Origin of the sequence: Bacillus sp. ABP14 (genome assembly GCF_001831375.1) — a bacterium.
GTDB classification, from domain to species: Bacteria; Bacillota; Bacilli; order Bacillales; family Bacillaceae_G; genus Bacillus_A; species Bacillus_A paranthracis.
Window position 1 is genome coordinate 2,618,844 of sequence record NZ_CP017016.1, and the last position, 24,318, is coordinate 2,643,161.

Genomic DNA, 24,318 nt, shown 5'->3' on the forward strand with positions numbered 1-24,318 from the left:
ATAAAAATTACATATTTTACCATATGACCATCTTCTTTACTAATAATTCACTTTTTTAAGATTTGAACCCCCATTACCCTATTTAAACATAGTACCTTCTTGTAAATATTATAATACTATAAACAATAGTATATTTACTTTTCAAAGCCCTTAATAATAATTAAAGTATATAAATAATCAAATAGGATATCTTTAGAAGGAGGTGAACAAATGAAAAATATACTCCCTGCACTAGTACTCTATATTATAATTTGCATAATCGCTATGATCCCTCCATCATCCCAAGGCTATAATCATATTGGCTGGAAATTGTTTGTTGGGCAAGCGTATGCCCTACCTATTTTCCTAATTACAGCTATTATTACATTTTATATAAACAAGAAAAAATCTACGAATAAACAGTTATAAGGATAGCGAATGCTATCCTTATTTTAATTCATTGATCACATCCAAAATAACACTTGCAGTACTTTCTATCCTTTCTTCCGAAAAATCAAACGTGACACCTGTTTTTTCATATATTTCTTGTATAGATAAATTCCAATCTGCACTCGCACCTTCTTTAAAGAAAGCAATCGCTTTTTCTGGGTCTTCCCAGTAAATTTGAAACAATTGCATTGCTCCTATTTGTGCAATTGCATATTCAATTTTGTAAAAAGGAAACTGAACATAGTGAAAGGACTCTATCCAACTTGCACCGATTTCATCCTCTAATCCTGCAAGGTCGACTGTTGAATATTGATATCTTTTGCATAGTTCGGCGTATTTCTTATCACGTTCTTCTGGTGTATGGTTTGGATTCGCATAGATCCAGTGCTGGAATACATCTCCTGCAATTGACGACATTAATAAAGACAAAGCACGATATATTTGTACGCGTTGCACTTCTTTATATTCATCCTCTTGCTTATAAAAAACATTCAGCTTATCCATTACTAATAACTCAAGACTGAGGGAATAAAGTTCAGCCACCTCTTCGCGCAGATATCTTTCCTGCATACTACTATCGTTTTTAAATTGTTTATAAAAATGAAATGCATGCCCCACTTCATGTATAAGTGCATTAATTGCATAAAATGAAGGACTAAAATTAGAATACACAAAAACCTCTTTACTATGGGGCAAGGTAAAACAAATAGCTCCTGGTGCTTTATTTTCACGTTCTTCTACGTCAATGCATCCAGCTTTCCTTATATGAATAAATTTCTCATAAAAATATAAATCTGTCTTTCGAAATATTTCTTCCACACCATTTAATAAATCAATCACATTTTGGAATGGGACTTTTGGTAAATTACATGGAGAAAGATCCCAAGGGCGATACGTTTTTACACCGAGATTCTTTTTAGAAATACTTCCTAACTGTTTCCAAATTGGTACAACATACTTTTCTATAGATTCATGGAGCTTATAGCAATCATCAATACTGTAATCTCTGTTTTTTTGTTTAAAAGCATATTCACTATAATTATTAAACCCTGCATTTAAAGCTATCTCATTCCGCAATTGTATAAGTTCATTCATAATACGATCCACTTCTGGTTTCACTGCACTCCTTGCTTCACATAAAGCGTACCAAGCTTTTTCGCGAATAGCTCTATTTGGGTTATCTAGCTTTGCTTTAACGTGTGCATACGTCTTTTGCTCGCCTTCCCAATTAATTGTTATGTTAGACATTATTTCTCTATACTTCTTAATGCACTCTTGCTCTTTAATAGAAAGAGCAATGTTTTTTTCATTAAACATTTTACTCTTTACAAATCTTGCTTTTTTCATAAATCCGTATTTTCGCTCGTCTAATAAGTTAGAAAACGGACACTCTATAAATTTTTGGTCAAACTTTGCATTGTATCTTTTTAAAAGTGGTTGAATTGTATTTTGATTATACATATGTAAATCACGCATATTTCTGTTACCTGTATATCTATACATGGCGATTAAACTACTTGTTATCTTCTCTTCTATTTCAGCGTTTACACGCAATTCATCGAAAAGCCAATTTTCTAATTCTAAAACAGAAGTAATATTTCGCTCTAAAAGTGATTGTAATTTACTCTCCAAATCATTAAACATACACAACTCTCCTTTTAAAATTCTAATTTTCTGTTTTTTAGAGAAAGAAAAAGACAAGTAGCCAATCTGACTACTTGTCTTTTTGTTAAATCATACTCAATAATATTAAGCTTGGAATGCTTCTGTTAATACTGGTACGATTTGTTTTTTACGAGATACTACACCTTTTAATGTAGCAGTATTGTTTTCTAGAGATACATTGTATGCTTTCTCAACAACGTTTGCTGCTTTACCGATCGCAAGACCGACAGAATCGTTAGTTAAGATATCAGTTACAACGAATAAGAATAGGTCTAAACCTTTTTCTTCTACTACTGCAGAGATAACTTTTTCAAGTTCAGCTTGGTGTACAAGAACGTCATTTGTATCAACAGCGTTTACTTGTGCGATTTCAACTTTCGCATTACCCATTTGGAATTCTTTAGCGTCAAGAGAGATTAATTGCTCCATTGTTTTTCCGCTTAAGTCAGCACCAGCTTTTAACATTTCTAAGCCGTATTTGTCAGCATCTACACCAGCGATTTCCGCTAATTCACGAGCTGCTGCTACGTCTTGCTCTGTACAAGTTGGAGATTTGAATAGTAAAGAATCTGAAATGATTGCAGATAACATTAAACCTGCAACTTCTTTACGAATTGTAACGCCGTTTTCTTTGTACATTTTGTTTAAGATTGTAGCTGTACAACCAACTGGCTCACAACGGTAGTAAATAGGATCGCTTGTTTCAAAGTTAGCAATACGGTGATGATCAATAACTTCTAACACACGAACAGATTCGATATCGTTAGCACTTTGTTGACGCTCGTTATGGTCTACTAAAATAACGTTGTCCACTTCGTTTGCAACTGTCTCAACAAAACGCGGTCCTTCTACTTTAAAATAGTCTAACGCAAATTGAGTTTCACCGCTGATTTCGCCTAAACGTACAGGCTCAGCATTCATTCCTAATTCTTTTTTCAATTCTGCATAAGCAATTGCAGAACAAATTGCATCTGTATCTGGGTTTTTATGCCCGAAAACTAGTACTTTTTCCATGTTTTCCACCTCTTCATGAAAAGGATATCTTAAAGAAGCAAATATGACAATATTTAAAGCATAATTTTTTATAAATAATTGCACTTTCTTCTATATTTTTCATCGTTTTTCGTAAAAAAGATCATCTAAAATGAATTAGATGATCGAAATGTATACTTTATTTAAAATAAAGTAGGAACTTGCGCTACATGATTTAGCACGTTATTTGATGCTAAACCGTTATTTACAAGGTTAACATCTATAACTTGATAAAATGCATTTCCAGTATCTGCGATTTCCCACACAGCTAAAATAAGGTGATATCCATTTCTATCAGTTGGCACATTTGCTTCATGTGTTACGGAAGTTCCAGGTCTAGCTCCTCCATCATTTTTCACATAGAAAGGCACTAAATCTAAATCAGACCTCGTTAAAGGCTTGTTTGGATTCCAATCTTTTTTCGTAATATAATATTTCCACTCTTTCGTACTATGAGGTGCGGTTAGTTTCCACTTAAATGTATTCGTCCCGCCGTTTAACGTAACTTTTTTCCACCTATCAACTGTTTGAACGTCTAAAGCAGGGAAATGGCCAGCTCCTGCGATTTGTCCATCAGAAGGTCCTAATTGCGGGAATCCACCTATGCCTTCTACACTTTGCGGCTCATATTGAATCGGACCACAATTTACATTTACCCCTTGCTTACATAAATAAGAACGGCTGGCTGGTGATTCTACGTATCCATGAGCTGAAGCTTTTTCTGAAAAACCGAAAGTTAACAATCCTGTAAGTAATATCCCACCACTTAATATAACTTTCTTCACCTTCTGTAAACCTTTCGTTTTCATCTCGTCATCCCCTTTCCCATAATAAAGCGAAAATAACTATAGTTGCCTAGTCATCTTCTCTACATCCATTATAAGTCGAGGAACATTACGAAAAGAACCCTCTAAAAACTTTCTCAAATTCAATTAGCACATTAATTAAATTCAAATAACACCGCTAGAGAAATATAGACGGTGTTAAAAATCAAACTTTATTATTTTAAGCATGACAGCATTTTAATCATCACTTATAAAAATTTATAATAAATAACTGTGGCATCTAAATTACCATTTGGAGAAATTGCGTATTCTGGTATTTTTCCAGCTTCTTGATAATCTAATGATTTATACAATTTATTCGAAGGATCTCCTTCTCTCGTATCTAGCACTAAAAGATTCCTGTTTTCTTGCTTCGCTCGTTCCTCTGCTTTGCGCATAAGTGAACGTCCAATGCCATTACGTCTAAAGTTTGGATGAGTCATTAACTTACAAATTTCAGCTCTATGAATCCCATTAGGCTTTGTAACTAAATGTAATTGAATACTCCCTGCCACTTCATTATTTATTTTAGCAACATATAAGATCACTTCTGGTGCTAAAACAGTTTCCCAATATTTCGCTGATTCTTTTTGATTCAGTGGAGGTAAAAAACCAATTGACGCCCCATCATTTACAACCGTTTTCAAAAGTTCAGAAAGCTCTTCCATATCATCATTTATTTTCTTAATCTCTTCAATTACTAAATTTTGCATTACTAATCCCCCTTTTGTTTCATTGTACCAATTTTTAAAGCAGGAATAATGATATACTAAGATGAAATTCTTTAAAACATGATTTTTTAGGGAAAGGATAACGATATGAAATATATAGTAGATAGAACATATGCAAAAGAATTACTCGAATGGGCATATGAACAAAACCCCGGTCCTTGGTTTGAACATTCAATAAATGTTGCTCAGGCAACTGAAAACATAATTATAGAACTTATTAAAAATGGGTATAATCTAGATGCTGATATAGCATATAATGCTGCCCTTTTGCATGATATCGGAAGATACAAAGGTTTTACCAAATCGGTCATTCATTCCTATGATGGTTATATGTATATGAATGATTTAGGGTATACAGGAAACGCTGTTATTTGTGTTACACACTCATTCCCATGCAAAAATGAACATATAGATATCGCAGCGGAGTGGAGTCTCGTTCCTGATTATATGAGAATCCAGTTAGTTGAAATATTGATTGAACATTGTAACTACGATTTATACAATAAAGTAATTACTCTTTGTGATGCTCTTGCTGACGCGGATGGTTTTACTACGCTGGAAAGAAGATTGATTTCCGTTGGTTTACGTCACGGTACAACGTCTCATACATCATTACATTGGAAAGGGTTTTATGCAATTAAGAAAGAATTAGAAGCTTTAATCGGTAAAAGCATATACACAGTTCTTCCTGATGTAGAGAATTCGATTTATGAAGATATAAAATATTAAAATGAATACAAATGTAATTTCACATAAAAAACGTTTTAAACATAAAGTTTAAAACGTTTTTTTCTATTCAATGCTTATGATTTTTCAGTTCACTTAAACACTCTTGTACTAAAGTTACCGCTTGACTCATTGCAGCTCCACCAGCAAATGCTGCTGATACACCGCACGCTTCCAGAATTTCTTTATCTGAACACCCTTGATCCAGACAACCTTTTGTATGATAAACGGTACAATATTCATCTTGCGTTGCTAGACTAATTCCTAATGCAATAAGTTGTTTTTCCCTTTTTGTTAAAGAACCCTCTTGAAAACAAGCTTGCGTGAATGCATTATATGTTTCAGCAATTTCAGGAATTTGGTTTGTAAAACTACCGATTCCTTCTTTATAATGATGTAGAACGTCATTTACTGAACTATGATGTTGTTCGTGTTCCATCTTATTATTACCCCCATTCAAATTATCTGTACCTACTGTAGTATGTGATGAAAAGAAGGCAATATACCTCATTTAATAGAATGAATATTCAGTTTATTTAAACTACAGTTTCAGACTATCATCCACTACCGCTTGTTCTTTAGAGTTTTTTCTTGCAACCTCTTTACTTCTTTCTTCCCAAAATGTTAAACCTTCAATTCCTACATTTTTAGGATCAAATACTGGATCTTTCCCTTCTTTTTTCTGCGCTTCATAATCTTTTAACACTTTTAATGCGATTTTACTTAATAGTAGAATCGCAATTAAGTTTAACCATGCCATACTACCAATTCCTAAATCCCCAAGATTCCATAAAAGCGACGCTGATTCTATGCTACCGATGTAAACCATAATTAAAAATCCAATTTTCAAAACTGGTTTTAACCAGCTATATTTAAGCTCACGATCTAAATAAGTAAGTGTCGTTTCAGCGATATAGTAGTATGCGAGTAAAGTTGTAAATGCAAAGAAGAAGATTGCGATTGAAATGAATAATGGACCAAACCCAGTCATAACAGTTTCAACTGCTTGTTGTGTATAGATTGGACCAGCATCGACACTCCCTATATTTTTTACAATAGCGCTTTTCCCTTCCGGTATAACATTATACATACCTGTTATTAAAATCATAAGAGCTGTTGCTGTACAAACAACAATTGTATCGATATATACAGAAAACGCTTGAACTAATCCTTGTTTTGCAGGATGGGATACTTCAGCAGCAGCGGAGCTATACGTCGCTTCTCCAACACCAGCAACATTCGAAAATACAGCACGCTTTACGCCCCATGCGATTGCTGCACCGACAATTCCGCCAAACATTTCATTTACACCAAAAGCACTAGAGAAAATTAATGCAAACATACTTGGAATTTCTGTTACGTTCGCAATTAATACGATACATGTAACAATTACATAACCAATTGCCATAAATGGAACAAGCATTTGCGAAACACCAGCAATTCTCTTTACGCCACCAAAAATGATTGCTGCTAATAATATGACTAACAATATACCAGTTATATATTTGCTAATACCATTAGAGTTTTCGAATCCAACTGCGATACTACTAGATTGAATACCTGGTAATAAAACACCATATGAAAGTGTTACAACGACTGCTACAATGATTGCAAACCATTTCATGTTTAAGCCTTTTTCAATGAAATACGGTGTACCACCGCGATATTCATTTCCAACTTTACTTTTATATATTTGAGATAATGTTGATTCGACAAAGGCACTAGCTGCTCCTAAAAGAGCCATTACCCACATCCAAAATACAGCTCCCGGCCCGCCAAAAGCGATAGCTGTCGCGACCCCTGCAATATTACCTATTCCAACCCTACCTGATAAAGCTAAACAAAATGCTTGAAAGGATGATATTCCCGTTTCTGAGCTCTTCCCTTCAAATAATAGTTTAATCATCTCTTTAAAATAACGAATTTGAAGAAAACGAGTTGCAATTGTAAAATACACACCTGCTCCTAACGCGAAAACAACTAAACCAATACTCCACACTTGCCCTACTAACCACTCTACTAATTGCTCCATCCAAATCCCCCTTATCATTCTTTAGAACACTATTTTATATATAAGAAAACGGACAACTATTATTAAAACTTCCAGTTGTCCGTCTATCTCATTATTTCATCTCTCTATTACTTTATATTTACCCAAACACTTTTCACTTCTGTGTAATTATCAAGCGCATATGAACCTAACTCACGGCCGATACCAGATTGTTTAAATCCACCAAATGGTGCCGCTGCATTTTCTAAGTTATAATCATTAATCCATACCGTTCCTGCCTTTAATTTATTGGCAACTTGATGTCCTGTTTTAATATTTTGTGTCCATACGCCTGCAGCGAGTCCGTAAGAAGAGCGATTTGCTCTTTCGATTACTTCTTCCGTTGAATCAAATGGAAGTACAACGACAACTGGACCGAAGATTTCTTCCTTAACTATCGTCATATCGTCAGTAACATCTATGAATACTGTTGGCTGTACAAAATAACCTTTTTCAAATGCACGTTCACCACCAGCAGCAACAGTAGCGCCTTCAGCTTTTCCTTGTTCAATATAATGTAGCACACGCTCTTGTTGCTTTTTAGATACGAGTGGACCCATTTCCGTGTCCTTCTCCATACCTGCTCCAAGTTTCACGTTATCCGCCATTTTCACAAGTTCATTTACGACTGTTTCGTAATGTTTTCGGTGAACGAACACGCGAGATCCAGCACTACAATTTTGACCGTGATTATACATAATACCTTGGAATGCACCGTTAATCGCTTCTTCTAAATCAGCATCTTCTAAAATGATATTTGGTGATTTACCACCAAGTTCTAACGTTACATGTTTAATTGTTTCTGCAGATTGACGCATAATATATTTTCCTGTAACTGTTGAACCTGTGAAGGCTACCTTATCAATATCATGATGGTTTACAATTGCAGCTCCCGCTTCAGGGCCGAAACCTGGAACAAAGTTTACAACACCATCTGGAAAACCTGCTTCTTTAAAAAGTTTCGCTGCATATAATAAGGATAAAGGAGTTTGCTCTGCTGGTTTTAATACGATCGTACAACCTGTTGCTAGTGCAGCTCCCATTTTCCAAGAAGACATAACGAGCGGAAAATTCCAAGGAATAATTTGACCTACAACGCCAACAGGTTCATGGCGTGTGTAATTTAAGTAATCTTTTGAAATCGGAATGGTTTGCCCGATAATTTTTGTAGCCCATCCTGCATAATAGCGATAATTTTCTACAGTCGCTGCAATATCATCATCAAGTGCTACTTGATATGGTTTTCCATTATCTAAAGCTTCTAGCTGTGCTAATTCTTCTCCATGCTCTTCAATTAAGTCTGCTAATTTATAAATAAGATGTGCTCTTTCAGCAGTAGTCATTTCTACCCAAGGTCCTGATTCAAATGCAGATCGTGCCGCTTTTACTGCCACATCAATATCCTCTTCTTGTGCTTCGCATACGACAGCTAAAACATCTTCAGTTGCTGGATTGTATGTCTCAAATGTCTTTCCACTAATGGAAGGAACAAATTCACCATTAATAAACATTTTAATTTCTTCATTTAAAAACGCTTTCACTTTTGGTTTTAGTTCAATGTTTTTCGTTAACATTTATGCTCTCCTCCTTATTTAAACAGCTGCATGAGCTGCAATTTTTGAAATAATCATTTGAAGCTTTTGATCCTCTTCTTCAGTTAATCTGAGTCTCGGATAGCGAGAAGGCCCCCCAGCTTGCCCGTGTAATTCCATTGAGCGTTTCACGATTTGTACATACTTTCCTGATCCTTCAAGAAACTCGCAAAGAGGTAAAATCGCATCGTTTATTTCCCAAGCTTTTTCTAATTCACCATTTTGAAAATGCTCATACATTTTCGTAACAAGCCCCGGTACGATATTCCCTGCTACTGAAACCCATCCCGTCGCACCAACTAAATAAGATTCCATAACTAAATCTTCAGATCCACAGAATACTTGAAAAGCACCTTCGCCTTGTCTTACTAAATCTCTCGCTTTTCGAATATCTCCGCTAGATTCTTTAATATGTGTAACATTTTCACAGTCTTTCCCGATACGTAGCATGAGTTCTGTACTCATATCAACACCAGATGTAAACGGGTTATTATATAACATAATTGGTATATTTACAGCGTTTGAGATTTCTTTAAAGTGAAAATAAATTTCCTCTTCTTTTGGCTTACAATAGTATGAGTTAATAATTAATGCGCAGTCCGCTCCGTGCGTTTCTGCATGTTTTGTAAATTCAATCGTTTCTTTCGTCGTTTCTGCTGCAGTTCCAACAATAACTGGTATACGGCCATTAACTTCTTTTAATACTGTTTCTACCATTTTAAATCGTTCTTCTTTTGATAAACTCACAAACTCTCCTGTACTTCCATTAATAATAATGCCAGCTACTTTTTGATTAATAAAATAATTTATGTTTTGCTTTACACCGTTCCAATTAACTTCTTGAAACTCATCCATCGGTGTGATTAATACTGGAAATGCCCCTTTAATATTTTTCATATTTACCTCTCCCTTTACTATTTTATTTTAATAAAAATCCTGTCGGAAACGGATCTGTAGGATCTAATAGAAACGTCTGCATCCCTGTAATAAATCCTCTACTTTCAAAACGGAAAATGTAACCCGTTTCCTCCTTCTTCACTTTTTCAACAGTTATAAAGCTATTACATATACTTTCATTTATAAAAGGTTTATCCACTATATAATTATTTTTAAATAACGCGTGAACATAAGACACAATAGTAGAAACAAAACCTGGCGATCGTACGATAAAGTTATCTTCATGAAAGGTAATCGACTTTATATGGTTCTTTTCTTTTTGCGAAGAATCTACTAAAATAAGCCTTTTTATTAACGACTGTTTTTGTATAGCTTGTAGTGTACTTTCTCCCCATTTTTTCAATTCAGAAATGTTTTCAATATGAATTTCTGGTGAATATGCACCTTTTTCTACAACTGCGTATACTTTATCTGCCTGTATGAGAGAGTAACTTATATGTTCAACTTGTAAATTTTTCTCAATCATATAACATACTTTACTTTCAAACGAAACAGATACAACTTCATCATTCTCTACATGCGCATGGACTAAAAATATGCCAGATAACGTTTCGATTTTGTATTGATTCGTCTCTCTCTTTTTTAAATATCCGCTTTCTAGTAACATCGTTATGACTGCGACAATACCTCCGTAATGAAGAGGTATTGACCCTTCATGATTAAAAAATAATACAGCTGCATCGATTTCAGGATGAATAGAAGGAACGACGATACATCCATTTAAACCGATAAAACCACGCGGTTCATTTAATAAAAGCTGCATTTCTTCTGCTAATTCACCTGAAAATTGTTCGTTTAATTGTTCTAAATTGTAGTAGTACTTGCATGGTACATCTTTTATTACACGGAATGCCTCGCCATTTACGTGTACGTCTACTGCTGTATACATTTTTTGAATGTTCATTTTACATCCTCCGTTTCATGTTCCATCGGCGGAATTAGCAAAAAGCCTTCTTTCAGTGGATCCTTTTCATTGTAAAAAAATCTATGCATCCCCATAAGCCAAGCTGAACCTGTAATTTTCGTTACGACCGCTTCAATATTTTCAACATTTGTCGTATTTATGACACACCCTTTAAATAAAGAACCAACGATACTCTCATGAACAAACTCTTCATCAATCTCAATTTTTTGGTTCGCATATAATACCGCTAACTTCGCTGATGTTCCTGTACCACATGGAGAACGATCAATTCCTCCAGGCGGAACGACAACTGTATTTTTCACATGCGCACTTTCATGTGTAGGATCTGTATAAAACTCCACATGGGTTAATCCTCTAATAAACGAATGCTCTGGATGAATGATTTCAAATTTCTCATTAATGATATTTCTTATATGAATTGCCTTATCTATGATTGTAGATGCGTTTTCTGGTACTAACTCTAACCCTACTGATTTCGCATCGATAATGGCATAAAAATTCCCTCCATACGCAATATCAGCCTCTACAGTTCCAATGTCTTCGACGTCTACTGTAATATTTTTCAGTAAAAAAGCTGGAATGTTACAAAAGGAGACTTCTTTCGCTTTTCCATCTTGAACAGAAATATTTACTTCAACTAAGCCGGCGGGCGTATCTAACTTTAGCGAAGTAATCGGTTCAACTACCGGAATTAAACCTGATTCAATTAAAGCTGTACATACTCCAATTGTATCGTGGCCACACATCGGTAAATATCCGCCTGTCTCTATGTATATAACACCAATATCTGCTTCAGGATGACACGGATCTGTTAATAGTGCTCCTGACATTACATCATGACCACGCGGTTCATTCATTAACAATTTGCGAATCCAGTCATACTCCTTTTTCATATGTAACATTTTCTCTGCCATCGTCTCTCCAAGTAACTTAGGTAGTCCGCTAATCAATGTTCTCGTTGGATTCCCACCCGTATGTGTATCAATCGTCGTAAAGACTCTTTGTGACCTCATCCATTTAACACCCTTTCTGTAAAACGACTCAAACGAAGTGGTTCAATAGGAATGATTGTTTCTTTTTCATTTAATAACTCTTCAATCACTTTCCCTGTAACTGCGGCAAGACTAATGCCATCCCCTTCATGCCCTGCTGCAATAAAGTAATTCGGGATATGTTCCACACGTGAAATAATCGGCAAATGATCTTCTGTCCACGGACGTAACCCAGCATAGGAACGAATCACCATCATATCCACCATTTTTGGATAAAAGCGAATTACTCTGTTCGCAATACATTTAATAACCTCGTTATTTACCCTCGTATGAAACCCTACAAATTCTCTACTACTACCAATTAAAAAATTTTGGCTTTCTGTCGGCTCAAATACGAGAGCTACTCCATATTTTTCAGTTAAAGCATCCACTTTTCGTTTTCCACCAAATTTAGAAATTAAATAACCAAATTCCATAACTTTACGACAACCAACGTGCCTTTGCCTTGAAGCTACAATAATATGCCCTTTTCTCGGTTCAATGGGGATATTTACATCCAACATTTGTCCGATTTTCGGAGCCCACACACCCGCTGCGTTCACCACTTGCTTCGCAGTAAACGTCCCATTTGTCGTTTCTACAATAAAGGAACCGTCTTTATCTCTTTTCATTTCTTTTACTTCCGTATGATTAAAAGCCTTCGTACCATATTTCTTCGATTCTGCAAGAAGTGAAAAAGCAAGAAGATATGGATTTACAGTCGAATCTGTTGCGCATTCTAACCCGCCTAATAAATCATCTGCAAAGAATGGCGATTCCGCTCTTATATCTTGCCTATCAAGCATTCGAAACGGTAGACCCGCTTCTTTTTGACGGTTCACCCATTGCTGCGCTGCTTCCATTTCTTCGTCTGACTCACATACGAGAATACTTCCTGGCGCCCTATATTCAAATGAGTGCTCTAACTCTTCACTTAAATCCGTTACTAATTTTTGACTTACTAACGACATTTGACTATCAAACCCCGGGTCTTTATCAATAGCCAAAATATTTCCATCACAGCGTGAAGACGTCCCGCTGACAAATTCTCCTTTTTCAATGATTGTTACGTCTCTTCCGTATTTTGAAGTGTAATAAGCGATCGAGCAGCCAATAATACCACCGCCAATTATTAAAACGTCGCAGTGCCTCACAAAATACTCCTCCTTCCCCTAAAGCTCTCACTTTCTTTTATGCAATTGACGTGCCAACTGTACATATATACAATTTTTACAAACAATATTTTTATTTGTAAAAATATTTTAAATTTATCGTAAATAAGTGTATTATTTTTTTATCACTGTCAAAATTTTTATACATAACAGGAGGACAATATGGCATTCTCATTTCCCACAATAAAAGAATTTCTAAAAACATTATCTATTGATCATACATATAGCACTCAACACATTGAACAAGTTGACGAAAAATTTTATTACCGACCTTCTACTACAGAAGAATATAATTGTGCAGTTATATATGAAGATGATTCGTTCACCACTTTAATTGACGGGGTTTCCAATGAACTAGCCGTTATCATAATGAACCGAAATAAAGAGCTTATATGCTGTATAACGGCACAGCAAATCATTCCGTTTCTTGTTAAGTCTTACAATGAACTCCAATCTTTTTATAACACCGTAATACAAACTACTGATTCTTCCGTTACAGTCATCGATGATAAAGAACGCGTTTGCACCTGGACAGATGGCGCCGAGAAGATCTTTTCAGTCAAGCATAATGAGATTATTGGGCAACCTATCACTCGTTTTTTTGACTATAAAGATTTGGAAATTTTGCAATCATTACATGACGGAAAAAGTATAATCGCTCAGTTCCATCAACCTCGTCCAGATTTGTTCGTATTAATTAACTCAAATCCAGTTTATTGTAACGGTAAAATTATAGGAGCAGTCGTTTCAGAAACTGACGTTACAAATCAAGTCGCATTAAATGAAAAACTATTCAATATGTCACATGAAATGCACCGTTTAGAACAAGAAGTAGCAAAGTATAAAGATGAATCAGATCCTTTTCTTGCGATGAATGGAAAGAGCGCCGTTATACAAAGAACGATACAATTAGCTAGAAAGGTTTGTTCGGTGAAATCAACTGTTTTAATACTCGGCGAAAGTGGTGTTGGAAAAGAAGTATTTGCGAAAGCAATTCATGATGCAAGTGAAGCAGCTAAAGCTCCATTCATTTCAATTAACTGCGGCGCAATTCCAGAAGCATTATTTGAAAGTGAATTATTCGGCTATGAGCGCGGGGCATTTTCTGGTGCAAATAGTAAAGGGAAAAAGGGTAAAATAGAGCTCGCGCAAGGCGGCACATTATTTCTTGATGAAATAGGAGAAATGCCGCTCGATATGCAAGTAAAACTTTTACGTGTACTACAAGAAAGAAAATATTATCGAGTTGGTGGAGAAAAAGAGATTCATATTGATTTCCGTATTATCGCTGCTACAAATCGTGATTTACAAGAAGAAATGAAAAAAGGCACGTTCCGAGAAGATTTGTACTATCGTCTAAATGTCGTTAGCTTGCATATTCCACCGCTGCGGGAAAGACGCGAAGATATCATTGAATTAACCTACTCTTTCTTAAACGATTTTTCAATCAACTATAACAGACCCATTCGCGACTTACCGTCCAGCATTATGCATGAACTGCTTCATTACAATTGGCCAGGTAATATTCGCGAGCTCCGTAACGTTGTTGAAAGACTTGTCGTATTTGCGACTGACGGTATTATAAAACAAGAATATTTACCATTTCATACATCTGAAACTTTAGAGGAACATTCGGCTCATTCCCTATTACTCAGCAACAATAATACAATCCTCTCTTTACAAGAAGAGATGGAGGAACATGAGAAAAAAGTCATTGAGAGGGCTTTACGCATTTTGAATGGAAATAAATTAGAATGTGCGAAACAGCTTGGTGTTACGAGAGCCACTTTATATAACCGTTTAAAAAAACTTGGATTACAATAAACCTTCCCTCCTCTATATTGGCATAGTTTTTGCATTATATAATTTGTGCAAACCGAACTAGAGGAGGAATACATATGACGAATAAAGACCACTTAATTGTTTGTCGATGTGAAGAAGTTACATACGGTCAACTTCAATCGACAATTGCTAATTATAAATGCTCGGCAAGAGAATTAAAACTAAGAACACGTGCCGGCATGGGATTTTGCGGTGGCCGCACATGTAGAATGATGATAGATCGAATGATTGAACATGCAAATCCAGGCGTAACTACAAATGACATTCCATTGAAATATCAACCACCGGTACGAGCAGTTACTTTTGGATCGGTAGGTGAAAGTAAATGAGTAGAATTACACATCACCCTATTTTAGGGAGTTTACATAATAGTAATCGCATCCCTTTTCAATTTAACGGTCAACAATATGAAGCATATGAACATGAAACGATTGCAGCTGCTTTACTTGCGAACGGAATAAGAACATTAAGAGTGCATGAAGATAGCGGGACACCACGAGGTATTTACTGTAATATTGGACATTGTTCTGAATGCCGCGTCACAGTAAACAATCAAGCAAACGTACGAGCATGCTTAACTGTTGTAGAAAACGGTATGGTTGTTGATAGTGGTAAACAGCATCCAAATATCGTTAGAGAGATGGTGAAAAAGCGATGAATGATGTCATAATTATCGGAGCTGGACCAGCGGGTTTATCAGCCTCTATCTCTTGTGCCCGTTTTGGACTAAAAGTACTTGTTATTGATGAATTTATGAAGCCTGGAGGGAGATTGTTAGGACAATTACATCAAGAGCCTTCTGGAGAATGGTGGAACGGAATAGAAGAATCGAAGCGACTTCACGATGAAGCAAAATCTCTTTCAGTTCATATTCGATGTGGCATTTCCGTCTATAATTTAGATAAAGATGAAAGTTGTTGGTTCGTACATACGAATATCGGTACGTTAGAAGCACCGTTCGTTTTACTTGCTACTGGCGCTGCTGAGTACTCTATCCCTCTTCCTGGTTGGACACTCCCTGGGGTGATGTCAATTGGCGCTGCTCAAGTTATGACGAATGTACATCGTGTTCAAGTTGGGAAAAAAGGAATCATTATTGGTGCTAACATATTGTCATTTGCTATTTTGAATGAATTACAATTGGCAGGAATTAAAGTGGAACATATGGTCCTTCCTGAAAAAAATGAATTAAGTCAACAGGCTGGTGAACCAGAAGAAGTTTTAAATTCTCTTTTAAATGCGGCTCATCTCGCTCCTTCTGCTTTTCTACGCATAGGTAGCCATTTTATGAAATATGACTGGATTCGAAAAGCCGGATTAACCTTCTATCCAAACAGCGGAATGAAAATAAACGGTACACCTCTTCACCTTCGAAAAGCAGCTCTTGAAATTATCGGAACAGATCAAGTTGAAGGTGTACGCATTGCTAATATTGATACGAAAGGAAATATCGTAACCGGATCGGAACAAATATATGAAGCAGACTTCGTTTGTATTGCCGGCGGCTTATATCCTCTCGCTGAACTAGCCGCTGTAGCTGGCTGTCCGTTCCGTTACATTCCGGAATTAGGCGGGCATGTTCCTCTCCATTCCGAAACAATGGAAACCCCTCTTGCTGGTTTATTTGTAGCCGGGAATATAACTGGCATTGAAAGCGGGAAAATCGCCATGGCACAAGGAACTGTTGCTGGATATTCAATTGTAAAACAAGCAAATAAAAAATCCCATTTGGTGGAACAACAATTGCAACAAGCAATCCAACATGTACATGCGGTACGTCAACAAGCTGCTATACAATTTAACCCGAACATTGATGTCGGTAGACGAAAAATGAATGAAATTTGGCGTGATTATTCCCTTGCATATGCATATACTAAAAAGAGCTGCTGAGATTACTCTCAACAGCTCTTTTTCCTACTCATCTGAGTTATTAAATTTCGCTAATGCGTAAATGCCTTCTTCATCATCTAATTCAAGTTGTAATCTTGCCGCAAATGAATTGACATTATATTCTCTGTCAAGCAATAAGCGTAGTGCTTCGATTAAGTTCGCTTGAATTAAAATTTGTTGGCGACCATTTACCTCTACTTCAGCAGAGAAACCGTAGTCATCGTCGTACATGAGTTCAACTAAAACTTCTTCTGGACCAACTTGTCTTTTTTCAGCGATATAAACGCAAAGTGCATTGATCAGTTCTTGTTCAGAAATTTTTATCGTTTCCATGCTACTTCATCTTCCTTTTTCTTACGTTGATCTTTGAAGTATTTAAATGCACGAACTGCTAACATTACGATACCAGCCATTACTAACATATTTACCATAAACGCTAATACAGAACCAAGAGCTCCCATATTTGCAAATAAGCTACCCATTAGTAAACCACCAAGACCACCTAGTAATAAACCTTTCATAAAGCTTCCTTTATTACTTTTTGGTGCTGTATTTGTTGCTTTTGTTTTTGAATCAGGAGTCGTTTTTTGAGAATTTACATTTGAGTCTTTTTTGTTTAAATCAACTTTTGACTTTTGACCTGAACTTGGTGTAAATGACTTTTTACCAGATTTGTAACTCTTCGCTGCTGCGTGATCTACAAACATGAAGCTACTAGCTCCAAAGATAACCATGAATGCTGTCATGACTGCTACAAGTTTTTTCAACATATTATATCCATTCTCCTTTTATATAGATATATGTGAAATCTACCTTTCTAGTAAATTCAGAATGATAGATTTATTTTTAAAAACATTTTAAAGGTTCTTATGAACTTATTATATGAACTTTTGTCGAAATATGCAAGTGTTATTTACTTCCGACAGTTTAGTGACAAAGGAAAAATTAAGCAAAACAGAATTGACTTTAAATGAAACAAAACATATTATAGGTTCATAAGAACTTTTTATTATTTATGGAGGTGAAAAGATGGAAACATTTCATCTCACACGAAACGAAATGGCTACCCTTCTTCTATCATTAAGGGGATGGAATACGAAAAAGCCTCTCGGTATTTTACAAGAAGCTTGGGCAAAGTCACATAAAAAAGATATTGAAAGCGGACAAAGCGTAACTGCTTTTATTACTACCGCACTTTCACCTATTTTTGAAAAACTGATAAAAATTGACGATACCGACGTCGGTTTCTCTTTAAATGAAATAGTCGCGCTTGGCAATCAGATCGAAAACACAAGTTTCTCTGTAACTGCCATGCAAAACTGGGTGAAACGAGATATAAAAGAAATGATTGGCTCTCCTCAAAAAGGAAAAAAATATTCAATTGAACAAGCAGCCTTACTATTCATTGTTGAAGATTTAAAAACAGCACTTGATTTTGAATCCATTCGTAAGCTATTACGCCTTATCGTAAATGACCCAGCCGATCGAAGTGATGACTTAATCAATCCTGTTCATTTATATGGAGCATACTCTTCTCTATTTGAAGAACTCAATCAAGGGAATTGCTTACAATTAAATGCAACAGATACAATCCATACAATTGAAAACATCGTAAAAGAAAGAGCTGATAAAATTGCAAGCAAGTTCGATCAGGTTAATAACGAACAACGTGAAGCAATTCGTAACGCCATTATTATCGCCACACTTTCTGTACATACCGCTTATGTACAAATGTTAGCGAAACGTTACGTAACAGCAACGTTATTTTTACAAAATTTAGATGTGAAACCGTAAAAAAAACAAGCATCCCCCTATCTTATATGTAGAACTGGGAGATGCTTGTTTTTTATATCAATATAAGATGCAAAAATCGTTTACATATAAGTTTCATTTTTTATGTTTCATTTATTTTATTCACTCTCCCTAATTCACGCTATATTCAGAATTAAATGCACACGCTTTTTTCTTTCTATACTGTTTCCTCTTTCTTAACTCTACGCATTTCGTACACTTTCACTTCATTCTCCACATACAATTTTACTTTTTCAAATCCAGCTTTCTCATAACAACGAATCGCCCTCTTGTTATCTTCCCTAACTTGCAATAGAACTGCTTCTATATCAGGGTCTAAAAATGATTTATTAATAAAATACTTTGTAATCTCCGTCCCAAGCCCTTTTGAATATAACTTCGAAACGCCAATGAGAATAGAGTATTCCATCACATATGTATCATCATATTTCGTCTTTTTTAATCCGACCCTCCCTATTACTTCATCCTTCACTACTATTACATGATAACTTGCATAAGAACGCGACAATTTTTCAGTCCAGTACTCACGAAGCTCTTCGATTGTATATCGCTTAAATGGTTTTATATCCGCTATGTTATGTAATTCTTCATCGTTATACCATTCTAATATAACTGGTAAATCATCCATTTCTAAAAGACGTTCTTTCCAAACCATATTTCCACCTCATCCATTTTAAATTGAATATGCATATTCTTTTTTAGGTAACCTTACTATCTCTCGAATAAAAAGGGATTTTTCTACAATGTCCTCTAACTGCTCCTCACTATAGACGTAAATACCACCTACATATGAACTGTACGCCTTTTTCTCAGTTATTATCGCTAAATTGTTGTTTTCCTTTTTAAAATCACCCTCTACTCCTTTTTGAAATGATAAACTTTTAGCACCTGAAAAATAAAGTTGAATTAACGCCACTAATTGTTTGTCCTCTGATTTTGCAAAGCACTGAATTTCATGTAAAATCATTTCATCTTGTAATGGAAGAAAGTCTTCTACTAATAAATCTTCTTTATAAAAGAAATTTTGTAATTCAGGAGTATAGAACTTAAGATTTTTTTCCATTACCTTTCGAAAAATGGATTGCAACAATAAATCTTTTCCTATTACAAACGGATGACCAAAGCCATTATTATAAAGTCCTTCTTTCATTTTCATTAGTTGTTCGATCAAAGGGATTCCCGATTCTTCAATGACAAGTTTACCGTTTATAAAACGCATACTAGCTATCAGTTCTTCTATCTGTAATCCACCTATCTCAAGCGATGAATAATATAAATCCCTATTCCAAAAATCTAATTGATCCATTCCTAATGAATTAAACAAGAGCTCATCTATAATTGGAAAAACACCATCTTCTGTTAAAGCTTTCGTTACATCATCTAATAATCCGGCGGTCTGATTTAAAATCGTTCGTATTTCTTCGTCCTCTTGAATGATTCGTATAGTCCACTCACCATGATCTTCACCTGATATTTGTTGAAAACAATGCGAATATGGGCCATGACCGACATCGTGTAGGAGTGCTACAACAGATAATAATTCCCTCTCATATTCTGATAAATGAATATCACCAATATTCGTAAGATGTTCTATTACTTTATTTACAAGTACATATACACCTATTGAATGTTCTTTCCTCGTATGTATTGCGTTTTCGTGTAAAAAATATGTATGTCCCTGCTCTTTAATATAAGCCAACCTTTGAAATGCTTTTGTATCTATCAATCGAAGGATATGTCTATCACAAATAGTAATTGTTCCATAAATCGGATCATTAAATTGCATGTATTCTCCTCCTGTTTTTATAAATAAAAAACCTATATAATTATACTTAATTTTCAGTTTATTTTCATTAATATATGAGAAATTTTTAATAATCTTTTCATTATCTCTTTATAAAAACTGACCCTATATGCTTCACTATAATACTTATAAGAGACATAAATGAATTGAAATAGCAATCCCCTATATAAATAAGGTATAATCTACATATAGTGAACCTTTTACATTGTTAAATAAAGGGGCATATATTCAAAAATACATAAACTAGAAGGTGCAACAATGGTAAGTAGTTTTATTCACTCAGTATTAACATTTTTTGAAGGGCTAGGTTATTGGGGCATTATGCTTGGACTTATGATTGAAATTATTCCAAGTGAGATTGTCCTTGCTTATGCGGGATACTTAGTATTCAATGGTAGTATCTCATTTTTAGGTGCAGTTGTGTTTGGTACAATTGGTGGTGTTATTGCTCAAATCTTTATTTATTGGCTTGGACGATACGGTGGACGACCTATATTAGAACGATACGGAAAATATATTTTCATTCATAAAAAGCATATAGATGCAGCTGAAGATTGGTTTAACCGTTACGGGACTGGTGTAATTTTCACTGCCCGCTTTATTCCAGTAGTGCGTCATGCGATTTCAATTCCTGCTGGCATTACAAAAATGCCATTATTACGTTTCACTACATTAACAGCACTTGCAATCATTCCTTGGTCTATCATTTTCATTTATTTAGGTGAAAAACTAGGTGAGAATTGGGAGAATATTAACGATGTTGCAGGATCGTATGTGAAATCGTTCGCAATAGGTGGCATCATACTTATTCTCTTATACTTCGTCATTAAAAAATGGACAAAAAAACGTAAAAAGCTTGCTTAAAATAATAAAAACCGCTAAAAATTCATTACGAATGTTAGCGGTTTTTATTATAGACTGGATTATGTATTAAAAATTGGATTATTTCTTCTTTGTGTTTTAAGTCATGATGAATGAGTGATGAAAAATAATGATTCAGCCTTACTTTTTTAATACCAATTTGAAAGTCATTATAAAAATTATCGGTAGGAATCCGCTCAATTTCGTCTACTAATTGTTTACGGGTATAGCTAAACTGGTTGATAAGCTCTTCTCTTAAAATTCCAGATCTCGCATATTTTATTGCTCCCTTATTCATTTCCTCAACATCTATTGGAACATTTGGTACAGATTGTCCACTTATAAAGTATGGAATTCTATGCTTTATTAAAAACGTATCCCAAACGATAAAATGTGAAATCACATCTGCAATTCCCCACGAACCATTTTTAAATGATCGAAGCCACATATCATCACTTAATCCCTTCAATGTTTGACACCATTCTATTATATTTAATTTTTCTTCCAAAATATTCTCTTTCTTCATTATTCAATCCTTTCTCGCACTTATAATTCATTCATATTAATATCTTCTAGAAATTGTATAAAAAGCCTTCATACTTATGTGGATAAGCTACAATTCACTCATTCATTTCGTATATTATCTCAAAAAGGAGTGATTCCCCTATGCATTGGCAACAAAAAATACAATACTTAATCGGACGCCCTATCGGCATTTCCTTCATTAATGGCCAAGGAACTTCTGGTGTATTATGTTCAGCACATGATGGTCAATTATATGTGTATGAATACCTTTACCAAGCGCAATTCGCAATGAAGCATTATGATTTTAGACAAATTCAAGATATACATGCCTTCCCGAATTGCCCACATCAAAATACTCTATACTAAAAAAGGAACAGCTTATAGCCGTTCCTTCTTCACGCTTATTTTTCACTATAAAAGTTTTGCACTGCTTCATCAAAGTAAATCCAGCCTTTCCAGCCTAAATGAATTGTATCTTTTAAGAAATACTTATCATATTCATGGCCAGAGAAATCAACTACTGGGTATCCTGCTTTCTCAACTTGTTCTCGAACTTTTTTATAATACACTTCACGGCGTTCTTTCGGGAAGCCAGTATAATCATACCAAGGCCCGTTTACAGGTACAGAAATAAAGAGTGGTTTGACATTTTTCTCTTTAAATAAATCTAAAATAATTTGCAAATCACCATATTCTGGTGATTCATCATATGTTTCATTTGCTCTAAAGTTTTTTAAACCTTTTAGTTTTTTCTTCAGATTATTCTTATGATAATAGGGATTTTCAATTCCGAATGTATTTGTAGTAGACTCAGCCTTCCCTTCTTGTTCTGCGTGTTTACGTGCGTCTTCCCAAGAAATTGAACGAAGTCTGATATTTGTTTTCTCTTTCATCGGCTCAATCTTAAATATGGAGTTAAATAAATCTCTATGATCTAAAATATTTCGATGCATATAAGCAAGTGGTTTAACTAAGCCCGCTTTTACGTTATGTTTCGTATCATTATATACAATACCTTCTAATGAATTTTTTAATATATCATCTTCTTGAACAACTGTATAATCTAATAGTCGTTTCGCAATTTGCTTCTTCATTTCAACATTTATTTTATCATTAAAAATAAAATGATATGCTTGTTGCTTCGAGAAGTTGTTCGTAAAATCCCCTTGTGATACCCCAGTCTTTGTAAACCATTGTGGCGATAAAACAAAGACTACCTTTTTACCTTCTAATCCATCCATAGTAGACGTCATATTTAATATATGAGCTAAACTTTGCGTACCGCCAACCCCCATTAAATATGGCGTAAAACCTGCCGGATTTACTTTAAAGTAATTAGATGGGTGATATGCATCCATTCGTAAAAATTCAGATGAACCATACATCGGTAAATACTGTGAATTCTCTAACATTTTTTGCTGTAAGAAAACACTTTGTAGTTTTTCTTTTTGTAAGGAAGTTGCAGCATCTTCTACCTTCTTATCACTAATAAATGATACGAAACTTTTCGATGGGATTAATATGATAATGAAAAAAAGCAAACATGCTAAAATTATCGGACCAAAAGCATGCTTCATTTTCATCGTCTCTTCCTCTTCCTATTGCTATTAAATTGTAACCCTTGTTTTTGACACGCCATCATTTCTCTCCTTTTTCTCTATACATGTTCCATTCTATTTATCTATTATATACATGTATGTATTTCTTTCCTTGTTCTATTAAGTCCTATACAAATAGCGCAAGAAAATGTTTCCATAGAAACACGTTAATTATACAAGATTCTACATAAATTTCACACTGGAAATTTAGTAATAATTTTATTATTAAGACATGAAAAAACATATAAAATGTCTATAATTCATCAGAAGCTATATTAAATTCAAAATAAGATAAGGTACGTCCACTATAATCAACATTATGAGTATATGTAAAACCTAACTTTCGTAAAAGATTTTTCGAATTGTCATTTGCTATTTTCACCCTAGCAATTACTCTTTTTACCCCCATCGTCTCTTTTGCATATTGAATAGAAGCCCCTGCCGCTTCTGATGCATATCCATTTCCCCAATAGTCTGGATCAAGTAGATACATAATCTCTATTTCATCAGTTTCATCCACTTTCCTTAAACCACAATGTCCTAAAAGCTTTCCTGTTTCACTATTAAATAACAACCATACACCAAAATTATACTGTTCCCAATGTAATATAAGATTCCTGATATAATCATTTGCTTCTTCTTTTGACATTCCTCGTGATTTAGCAAGCCATTTGCCAACAGCTTCTTGCTTTAATATGTTATAAAATTGATCAACATATTCTATACTTGGTTTCCTCATGAACAATCTTTTTGTACATATTACTTCCTTTTCTTCAAACATAAACATCATTCCCATCCAAACGTTTTATACAGACCAGTAAATTATACCACGGACTATTTCTCTAACTTTAA

The 24,318-nt window shown here is 34.9% G+C and carries 27 protein-coding genes; 9 read left to right on the top strand and 18 right to left on the bottom strand.

Annotated features, from left to right (window positions below):
- Window positions 1–210 precede the first annotated feature (210 nt).
- Window positions 211–408: a DUF4017 family protein gene (locus BGI23_RS13600; protein WP_070806233.1), complete on the top strand. Its 198-nt coding sequence runs from the start codon at window positions 211–213 to the stop codon at window positions 406–408.
- Between the two features lie 18 nt (window positions 409–426).
- On the opposite strand, the gene BGI23_RS13605 is transcribed toward BGI23_RS13600, so the two are convergent.
- The 4 genes from BGI23_RS13605 to BGI23_RS13620 form a co-directional block, all read right to left on the bottom strand.
- Complete coding sequence (locus BGI23_RS13605) at window positions 427–2,073, bottom strand: M3 family oligoendopeptidase (protein ID WP_070806234.1); 1,647 nt, start codon at window positions 2,071–2,073, stop codon at window positions 427–429.
- Window positions 2,074–2,178: 105 nt separating this feature from the next.
- The gene (gene ppaC, locus BGI23_RS13610; protein WP_000416850.1) at window positions 2,179–3,108 is read right to left on the bottom strand and encodes a manganese-dependent inorganic pyrophosphatase; all 930 of its coding nucleotides are present in this window, start codon (window positions 3,106–3,108) and stop codon (window positions 2,179–2,181) included.
- Window positions 3,109–3,269: 161 nt separating this feature from the next.
- The gene (locus BGI23_RS13615; RefSeq protein ID WP_000850063.1) at window positions 3,270–3,935 is read right to left on the bottom strand and encodes a lytic polysaccharide monooxygenase; all 666 of its coding nucleotides are present in this window, start codon (window positions 3,933–3,935) and stop codon (window positions 3,270–3,272) included.
- Between the two features lie 224 nt (window positions 3,936–4,159).
- Window positions 4,160–4,663 (bottom strand): GNAT family N-acetyltransferase, encoded by a 504-nt coding sequence (locus BGI23_RS13620; RefSeq protein WP_070806235.1) that lies wholly within the window; start codon window positions 4,661–4,663, stop codon window positions 4,160–4,162.
- Between the two features lie 105 nt (window positions 4,664–4,768).
- Here BGI23_RS13620 and BGI23_RS13625 point away from each other — a divergent pair, with 105 nt between their 5' ends.
- Window positions 4,769–5,410: an HD domain-containing protein gene (locus tag BGI23_RS13625; protein WP_070806236.1), complete on the top strand. Its 642-nt coding sequence runs from the start codon at window positions 4,769–4,771 to the stop codon at window positions 5,408–5,410.
- A gap of 67 nt (window positions 5,411–5,477) precedes the next feature.
- On the opposite strand, the gene BGI23_RS13630 is transcribed toward BGI23_RS13625, so the two are convergent.
- From BGI23_RS13630 to BGI23_RS13660, 7 genes are all read right to left on the bottom strand, one after another.
- A complete protein-coding gene (locus BGI23_RS13630; protein WP_172801689.1) occupies window positions 5,478–5,918 on the bottom strand; it encodes a carboxymuconolactone decarboxylase in 441 nt (146 codons plus the stop codon).
- A 30-nt stretch (window positions 5,919–5,948) separates the two neighbouring features.
- On the bottom strand, window positions 5,949–7,439 hold the full coding sequence (locus BGI23_RS13635; RefSeq protein WP_070806238.1) for an alanine/glycine:cation symporter family protein: 1,491 nt from the start codon (window positions 7,437–7,439) through the stop codon (window positions 5,949–5,951).
- A 107-nt stretch (window positions 7,440–7,546) separates the two neighbouring features.
- Window positions 7,547–9,031 (bottom strand): aldehyde dehydrogenase family protein, encoded by a 1,485-nt coding sequence (locus BGI23_RS13640; protein ID WP_070806239.1) that lies wholly within the window; start codon window positions 9,029–9,031, stop codon window positions 7,547–7,549.
- An 18-nt stretch (window positions 9,032–9,049) separates the two neighbouring features.
- Window positions 9,050–9,946 carry a 4-hydroxy-tetrahydrodipicolinate synthase gene (dapA, locus tag BGI23_RS13645; protein WP_070806240.1) on the bottom strand — a complete coding sequence of 299 codons (897 nt, stop codon included), beginning with the start codon at window positions 9,944–9,946 and terminating at the stop codon, window positions 9,050–9,052.
- Between the two features lie 22 nt (window positions 9,947–9,968).
- Window positions 9,969–10,910 (bottom strand): proline racemase family protein, encoded by a 942-nt coding sequence (locus tag BGI23_RS13650; protein ID WP_070806241.1) that lies wholly within the window; start codon window positions 10,908–10,910, stop codon window positions 9,969–9,971.
- Window positions 10,907–11,944, bottom strand: coding sequence for a proline racemase family protein (locus BGI23_RS13655; protein WP_070806242.1), 1,038 nt, complete (start codon window positions 11,942–11,944; stop codon window positions 10,907–10,909). The genes BGI23_RS13650 and BGI23_RS13655 overlap by 4 nt, the downstream gene beginning before the upstream one ends.
- Complete coding sequence (locus BGI23_RS13660) at window positions 11,941–13,116, bottom strand: NAD(P)/FAD-dependent oxidoreductase (protein ID WP_070806243.1); 1,176 nt, start codon at window positions 13,114–13,116, stop codon at window positions 11,941–11,943. The genes BGI23_RS13655 and BGI23_RS13660 overlap by 4 nt, the downstream gene beginning before the upstream one ends.
- 180 nt (window positions 13,117–13,296) lie before the next feature.
- Here BGI23_RS13660 and BGI23_RS13665 point away from each other — a divergent pair, with 180 nt between their 5' ends.
- The 4 genes from BGI23_RS13665 (at window position 13,297) to BGI23_RS13680 (ending at window position 16,866) form a co-directional block, all read left to right on the top strand.
- Complete coding sequence (locus BGI23_RS13665) at window positions 13,297–14,958, top strand: sigma-54 interaction domain-containing protein (protein ID WP_070806244.1); 1,662 nt, start codon at window positions 13,297–13,299, stop codon at window positions 14,956–14,958.
- Window positions 14,959–15,032: 74 nt separating this feature from the next.
- Window positions 15,033–15,305, top strand: a complete 273-nt coding sequence (locus BGI23_RS13670) for a (2Fe-2S)-binding protein (RefSeq protein ID WP_070806245.1) — start codon at window positions 15,033–15,035, stop codon at window positions 15,303–15,305.
- The gene (locus BGI23_RS13675; protein WP_070806246.1) at window positions 15,302–15,634 is read left to right on the top strand and encodes a (2Fe-2S)-binding protein; all 333 of its coding nucleotides are present in this window, start codon (window positions 15,302–15,304) and stop codon (window positions 15,632–15,634) included. Before BGI23_RS13670 ends, BGI23_RS13675 begins: the two co-directional genes overlap by 4 nt.
- Window positions 15,631–16,866 (top strand): NAD(P)/FAD-dependent oxidoreductase, encoded by a 1,236-nt coding sequence (locus BGI23_RS13680; RefSeq protein ID WP_070806247.1) that lies wholly within the window; start codon window positions 15,631–15,633, stop codon window positions 16,864–16,866. The genes BGI23_RS13675 and BGI23_RS13680 overlap by 4 nt, the downstream gene beginning before the upstream one ends.
- Before the next feature lie 24 nt (window positions 16,867–16,890).
- Here BGI23_RS13680 and BGI23_RS13685 read toward each other — a convergent pair whose 3' ends face one another.
- A complete protein-coding gene (locus BGI23_RS13685) occupies window positions 16,891–17,199 on the bottom strand; it encodes a YxcD family protein (RefSeq protein WP_000447759.1) in 309 nt (102 codons plus the stop codon).
- Entirely contained in the window at window positions 17,187–17,636 is a 450-nt protein-coding gene (locus tag BGI23_RS13690; protein WP_000914479.1) for a hypothetical protein, read from the bottom strand. The genes BGI23_RS13685 and BGI23_RS13690 overlap by 13 nt, the downstream gene beginning before the upstream one ends.
- 259 nt (window positions 17,637–17,895) lie before the next feature.
- On the opposite strand from BGI23_RS13690, the gene BGI23_RS13695 reads away from it, so the two are divergent.
- Window positions 17,896–18,660: a DUF1836 domain-containing protein gene (locus BGI23_RS13695; protein ID WP_000447224.1), complete on the top strand. Its 765-nt coding sequence runs from the start codon at window positions 17,896–17,898 to the stop codon at window positions 18,658–18,660.
- Window positions 18,661–18,835: 175 nt separating this feature from the next.
- Here the strand turns inward: BGI23_RS13695 and BGI23_RS13700 are convergent, their stop codons facing one another.
- Together BGI23_RS13700 and BGI23_RS13705 are read right to left on the bottom strand one after the other, a co-directional pair.
- Window positions 18,836–19,333: a GNAT family N-acetyltransferase gene (locus BGI23_RS13700; protein WP_000262121.1), complete on the bottom strand. Its 498-nt coding sequence runs from the start codon at window positions 19,331–19,333 to the stop codon at window positions 18,836–18,838.
- 18 nt (window positions 19,334–19,351) lie between these two features.
- Window positions 19,352–20,464, bottom strand: a complete 1,113-nt coding sequence (locus BGI23_RS13705; RefSeq protein ID WP_070806248.1) for an HD domain-containing protein — start codon at window positions 20,462–20,464, stop codon at window positions 19,352–19,354.
- Between the two features lie 276 nt (window positions 20,465–20,740).
- On the opposite strand from BGI23_RS13705, the gene uptA reads away from it, so the two are divergent.
- Window positions 20,741–21,346 (top strand): undecaprenyl phosphate transporter UptA, encoded by a 606-nt coding sequence (gene uptA, locus BGI23_RS13710; RefSeq protein ID WP_070806249.1) that lies wholly within the window; start codon window positions 20,741–20,743, stop codon window positions 21,344–21,346.
- A 34-nt stretch (window positions 21,347–21,380) separates the two neighbouring features.
- On the opposite strand, the gene BGI23_RS13715 is transcribed toward uptA, so the two are convergent.
- Window positions 21,381–21,869: a DinB family protein gene (locus BGI23_RS13715; RefSeq protein WP_070806250.1), complete on the bottom strand. Its 489-nt coding sequence runs from the start codon at window positions 21,867–21,869 to the stop codon at window positions 21,381–21,383.
- A 140-nt stretch (window positions 21,870–22,009) separates the two neighbouring features.
- Here BGI23_RS13715 and BGI23_RS13720 point away from each other — a divergent pair, with 140 nt between their 5' ends.
- Entirely contained in the window at window positions 22,010–22,234 is a 225-nt protein-coding gene (locus BGI23_RS13720; protein ID WP_000558704.1) for a hypothetical protein, read from the top strand.
- A 35-nt stretch (window positions 22,235–22,269) separates the two neighbouring features.
- Here BGI23_RS13720 and dltD read toward each other — a convergent pair whose 3' ends face one another.
- The gene (gene dltD, locus BGI23_RS13725) at window positions 22,270–23,451 is read right to left on the bottom strand and encodes a D-alanyl-lipoteichoic acid biosynthesis protein DltD (protein WP_070806251.1); all 1,182 of its coding nucleotides are present in this window, start codon (window positions 23,449–23,451) and stop codon (window positions 22,270–22,272) included.
- A gap of 268 nt (window positions 23,452–23,719) precedes the next feature.
- The gene (locus BGI23_RS13730) at window positions 23,720–24,247 is read right to left on the bottom strand and encodes a GNAT family N-acetyltransferase (RefSeq protein ID WP_070807308.1); all 528 of its coding nucleotides are present in this window, start codon (window positions 24,245–24,247) and stop codon (window positions 23,720–23,722) included.
- Window positions 24,248–24,318: the final 71 nt, after the last annotated feature.

Coding starts and splice junctions, on each gene's coding strand:
- dapA (WP_070806240.1), bottom strand. CDS start 9,946: ATGAAAAATATTAAAGGGGCATTTCCAGTATTAATCACACCGATGGAT.
- BGI23_RS13670 (WP_070806245.1), top strand. CDS start 15,033: ATGACGAATAAAGACCACTTAATTGTTTGTCGATGTGAAGAAGTTACA.
- BGI23_RS13705 (WP_070806248.1), bottom strand. CDS start 20,464: ATGCAATTTAATGATCCGATTTATGGAACAATTACTATTTGTGATAGA.
- BGI23_RS13685 (WP_000447759.1), bottom strand. CDS start 17,199: ATGGAAACGATAAAAATTTCTGAACAAGAACTGATCAATGCACTTTGC.
- dltD (WP_070806251.1), bottom strand. CDS start 23,451: ATGAAAATGAAGCATGCTTTTGGTCCGATAATTTTAGCATGTTTGCTT.
- BGI23_RS13600 (WP_070806233.1), top strand. CDS start 211: ATGAAAAATATACTCCCTGCACTAGTACTCTATATTATAATTTGCATA.
- BGI23_RS13635 (WP_070806238.1), bottom strand. CDS start 7,439: ATGGAGCAATTAGTAGAGTGGTTAGTAGGGCAAGTGTGGAGTATTGGT.
- BGI23_RS13700 (WP_000262121.1), bottom strand. CDS start 19,333: ATGGTTTGGAAAGAACGTCTTTTAGAAATGGATGATTTACCAGTTATA.
- BGI23_RS13720 (WP_000558704.1), top strand. CDS start 22,010: ATGCATTGGCAACAAAAAATACAATACTTAATCGGACGCCCTATCGGC.
- BGI23_RS13695 (WP_000447224.1), top strand. CDS start 17,896: ATGGAAACATTTCATCTCACACGAAACGAAATGGCTACCCTTCTTCTA.
- BGI23_RS13640 (WP_070806239.1), bottom strand. CDS start 9,031: ATGTTAACGAAAAACATTGAACTAAAACCAAAAGTGAAAGCGTTTTTA.
- BGI23_RS13680 (WP_070806247.1), top strand. CDS start 15,631: ATGAATGATGTCATAATTATCGGAGCTGGACCAGCGGGTTTATCAGCC.
- BGI23_RS13690 (WP_000914479.1), bottom strand. CDS start 17,636: ATGTTGAAAAAACTTGTAGCAGTCATGACAGCATTCATGGTTATCTTT.
- ppaC (WP_000416850.1), bottom strand. CDS start 3,108: ATGGAAAAAGTACTAGTTTTCGGGCATAAAAACCCAGATACAGATGCA.
- BGI23_RS13605 (WP_070806234.1), bottom strand. CDS start 2,073: ATGTTTAATGATTTGGAGAGTAAATTACAATCACTTTTAGAGCGAAAT.
- BGI23_RS13730 (WP_070807308.1), bottom strand. CDS start 24,247: ATGTTTGAAGAAAAGGAAGTAATATGTACAAAAAGATTGTTCATGAGG.
- BGI23_RS13650 (WP_070806241.1), bottom strand. CDS start 10,910: ATGAACATTCAAAAAATGTATACAGCAGTAGACGTACACGTAAATGGC.
- BGI23_RS13630 (WP_172801689.1), bottom strand. CDS start 5,918: ATGAGGTATATTGCCTTCTTTTCATCACATACTACAGTAGGTACAGAT.
- BGI23_RS13715 (WP_070806250.1), bottom strand. CDS start 21,869: ATGAAGAAAGAGAATATTTTGGAAGAAAAATTAAATATAATAGAATGG.
- BGI23_RS13620 (WP_070806235.1), bottom strand. CDS start 4,663: ATGCAAAATTTAGTAATTGAAGAGATTAAGAAAATAAATGATGATATG.
- BGI23_RS13625 (WP_070806236.1), top strand. CDS start 4,769: ATGAAATATATAGTAGATAGAACATATGCAAAAGAATTACTCGAATGG.
- BGI23_RS13615 (WP_000850063.1), bottom strand. CDS start 3,935: ATGAAAACGAAAGGTTTACAGAAGGTGAAGAAAGTTATATTAAGTGGT.
- BGI23_RS13655 (WP_070806242.1), bottom strand. CDS start 11,944: ATGAGGTCACAAAGAGTCTTTACGACGATTGATACACATACGGGTGGG.
- uptA (WP_070806249.1), top strand. CDS start 20,741: ATGGTAAGTAGTTTTATTCACTCAGTATTAACATTTTTTGAAGGGCTA.
- BGI23_RS13665 (WP_070806244.1), top strand. CDS start 13,297: ATGGCATTCTCATTTCCCACAATAAAAGAATTTCTAAAAACATTATCT.
- BGI23_RS13675 (WP_070806246.1), top strand. CDS start 15,302: ATGAGTAGAATTACACATCACCCTATTTTAGGGAGTTTACATAATAGT.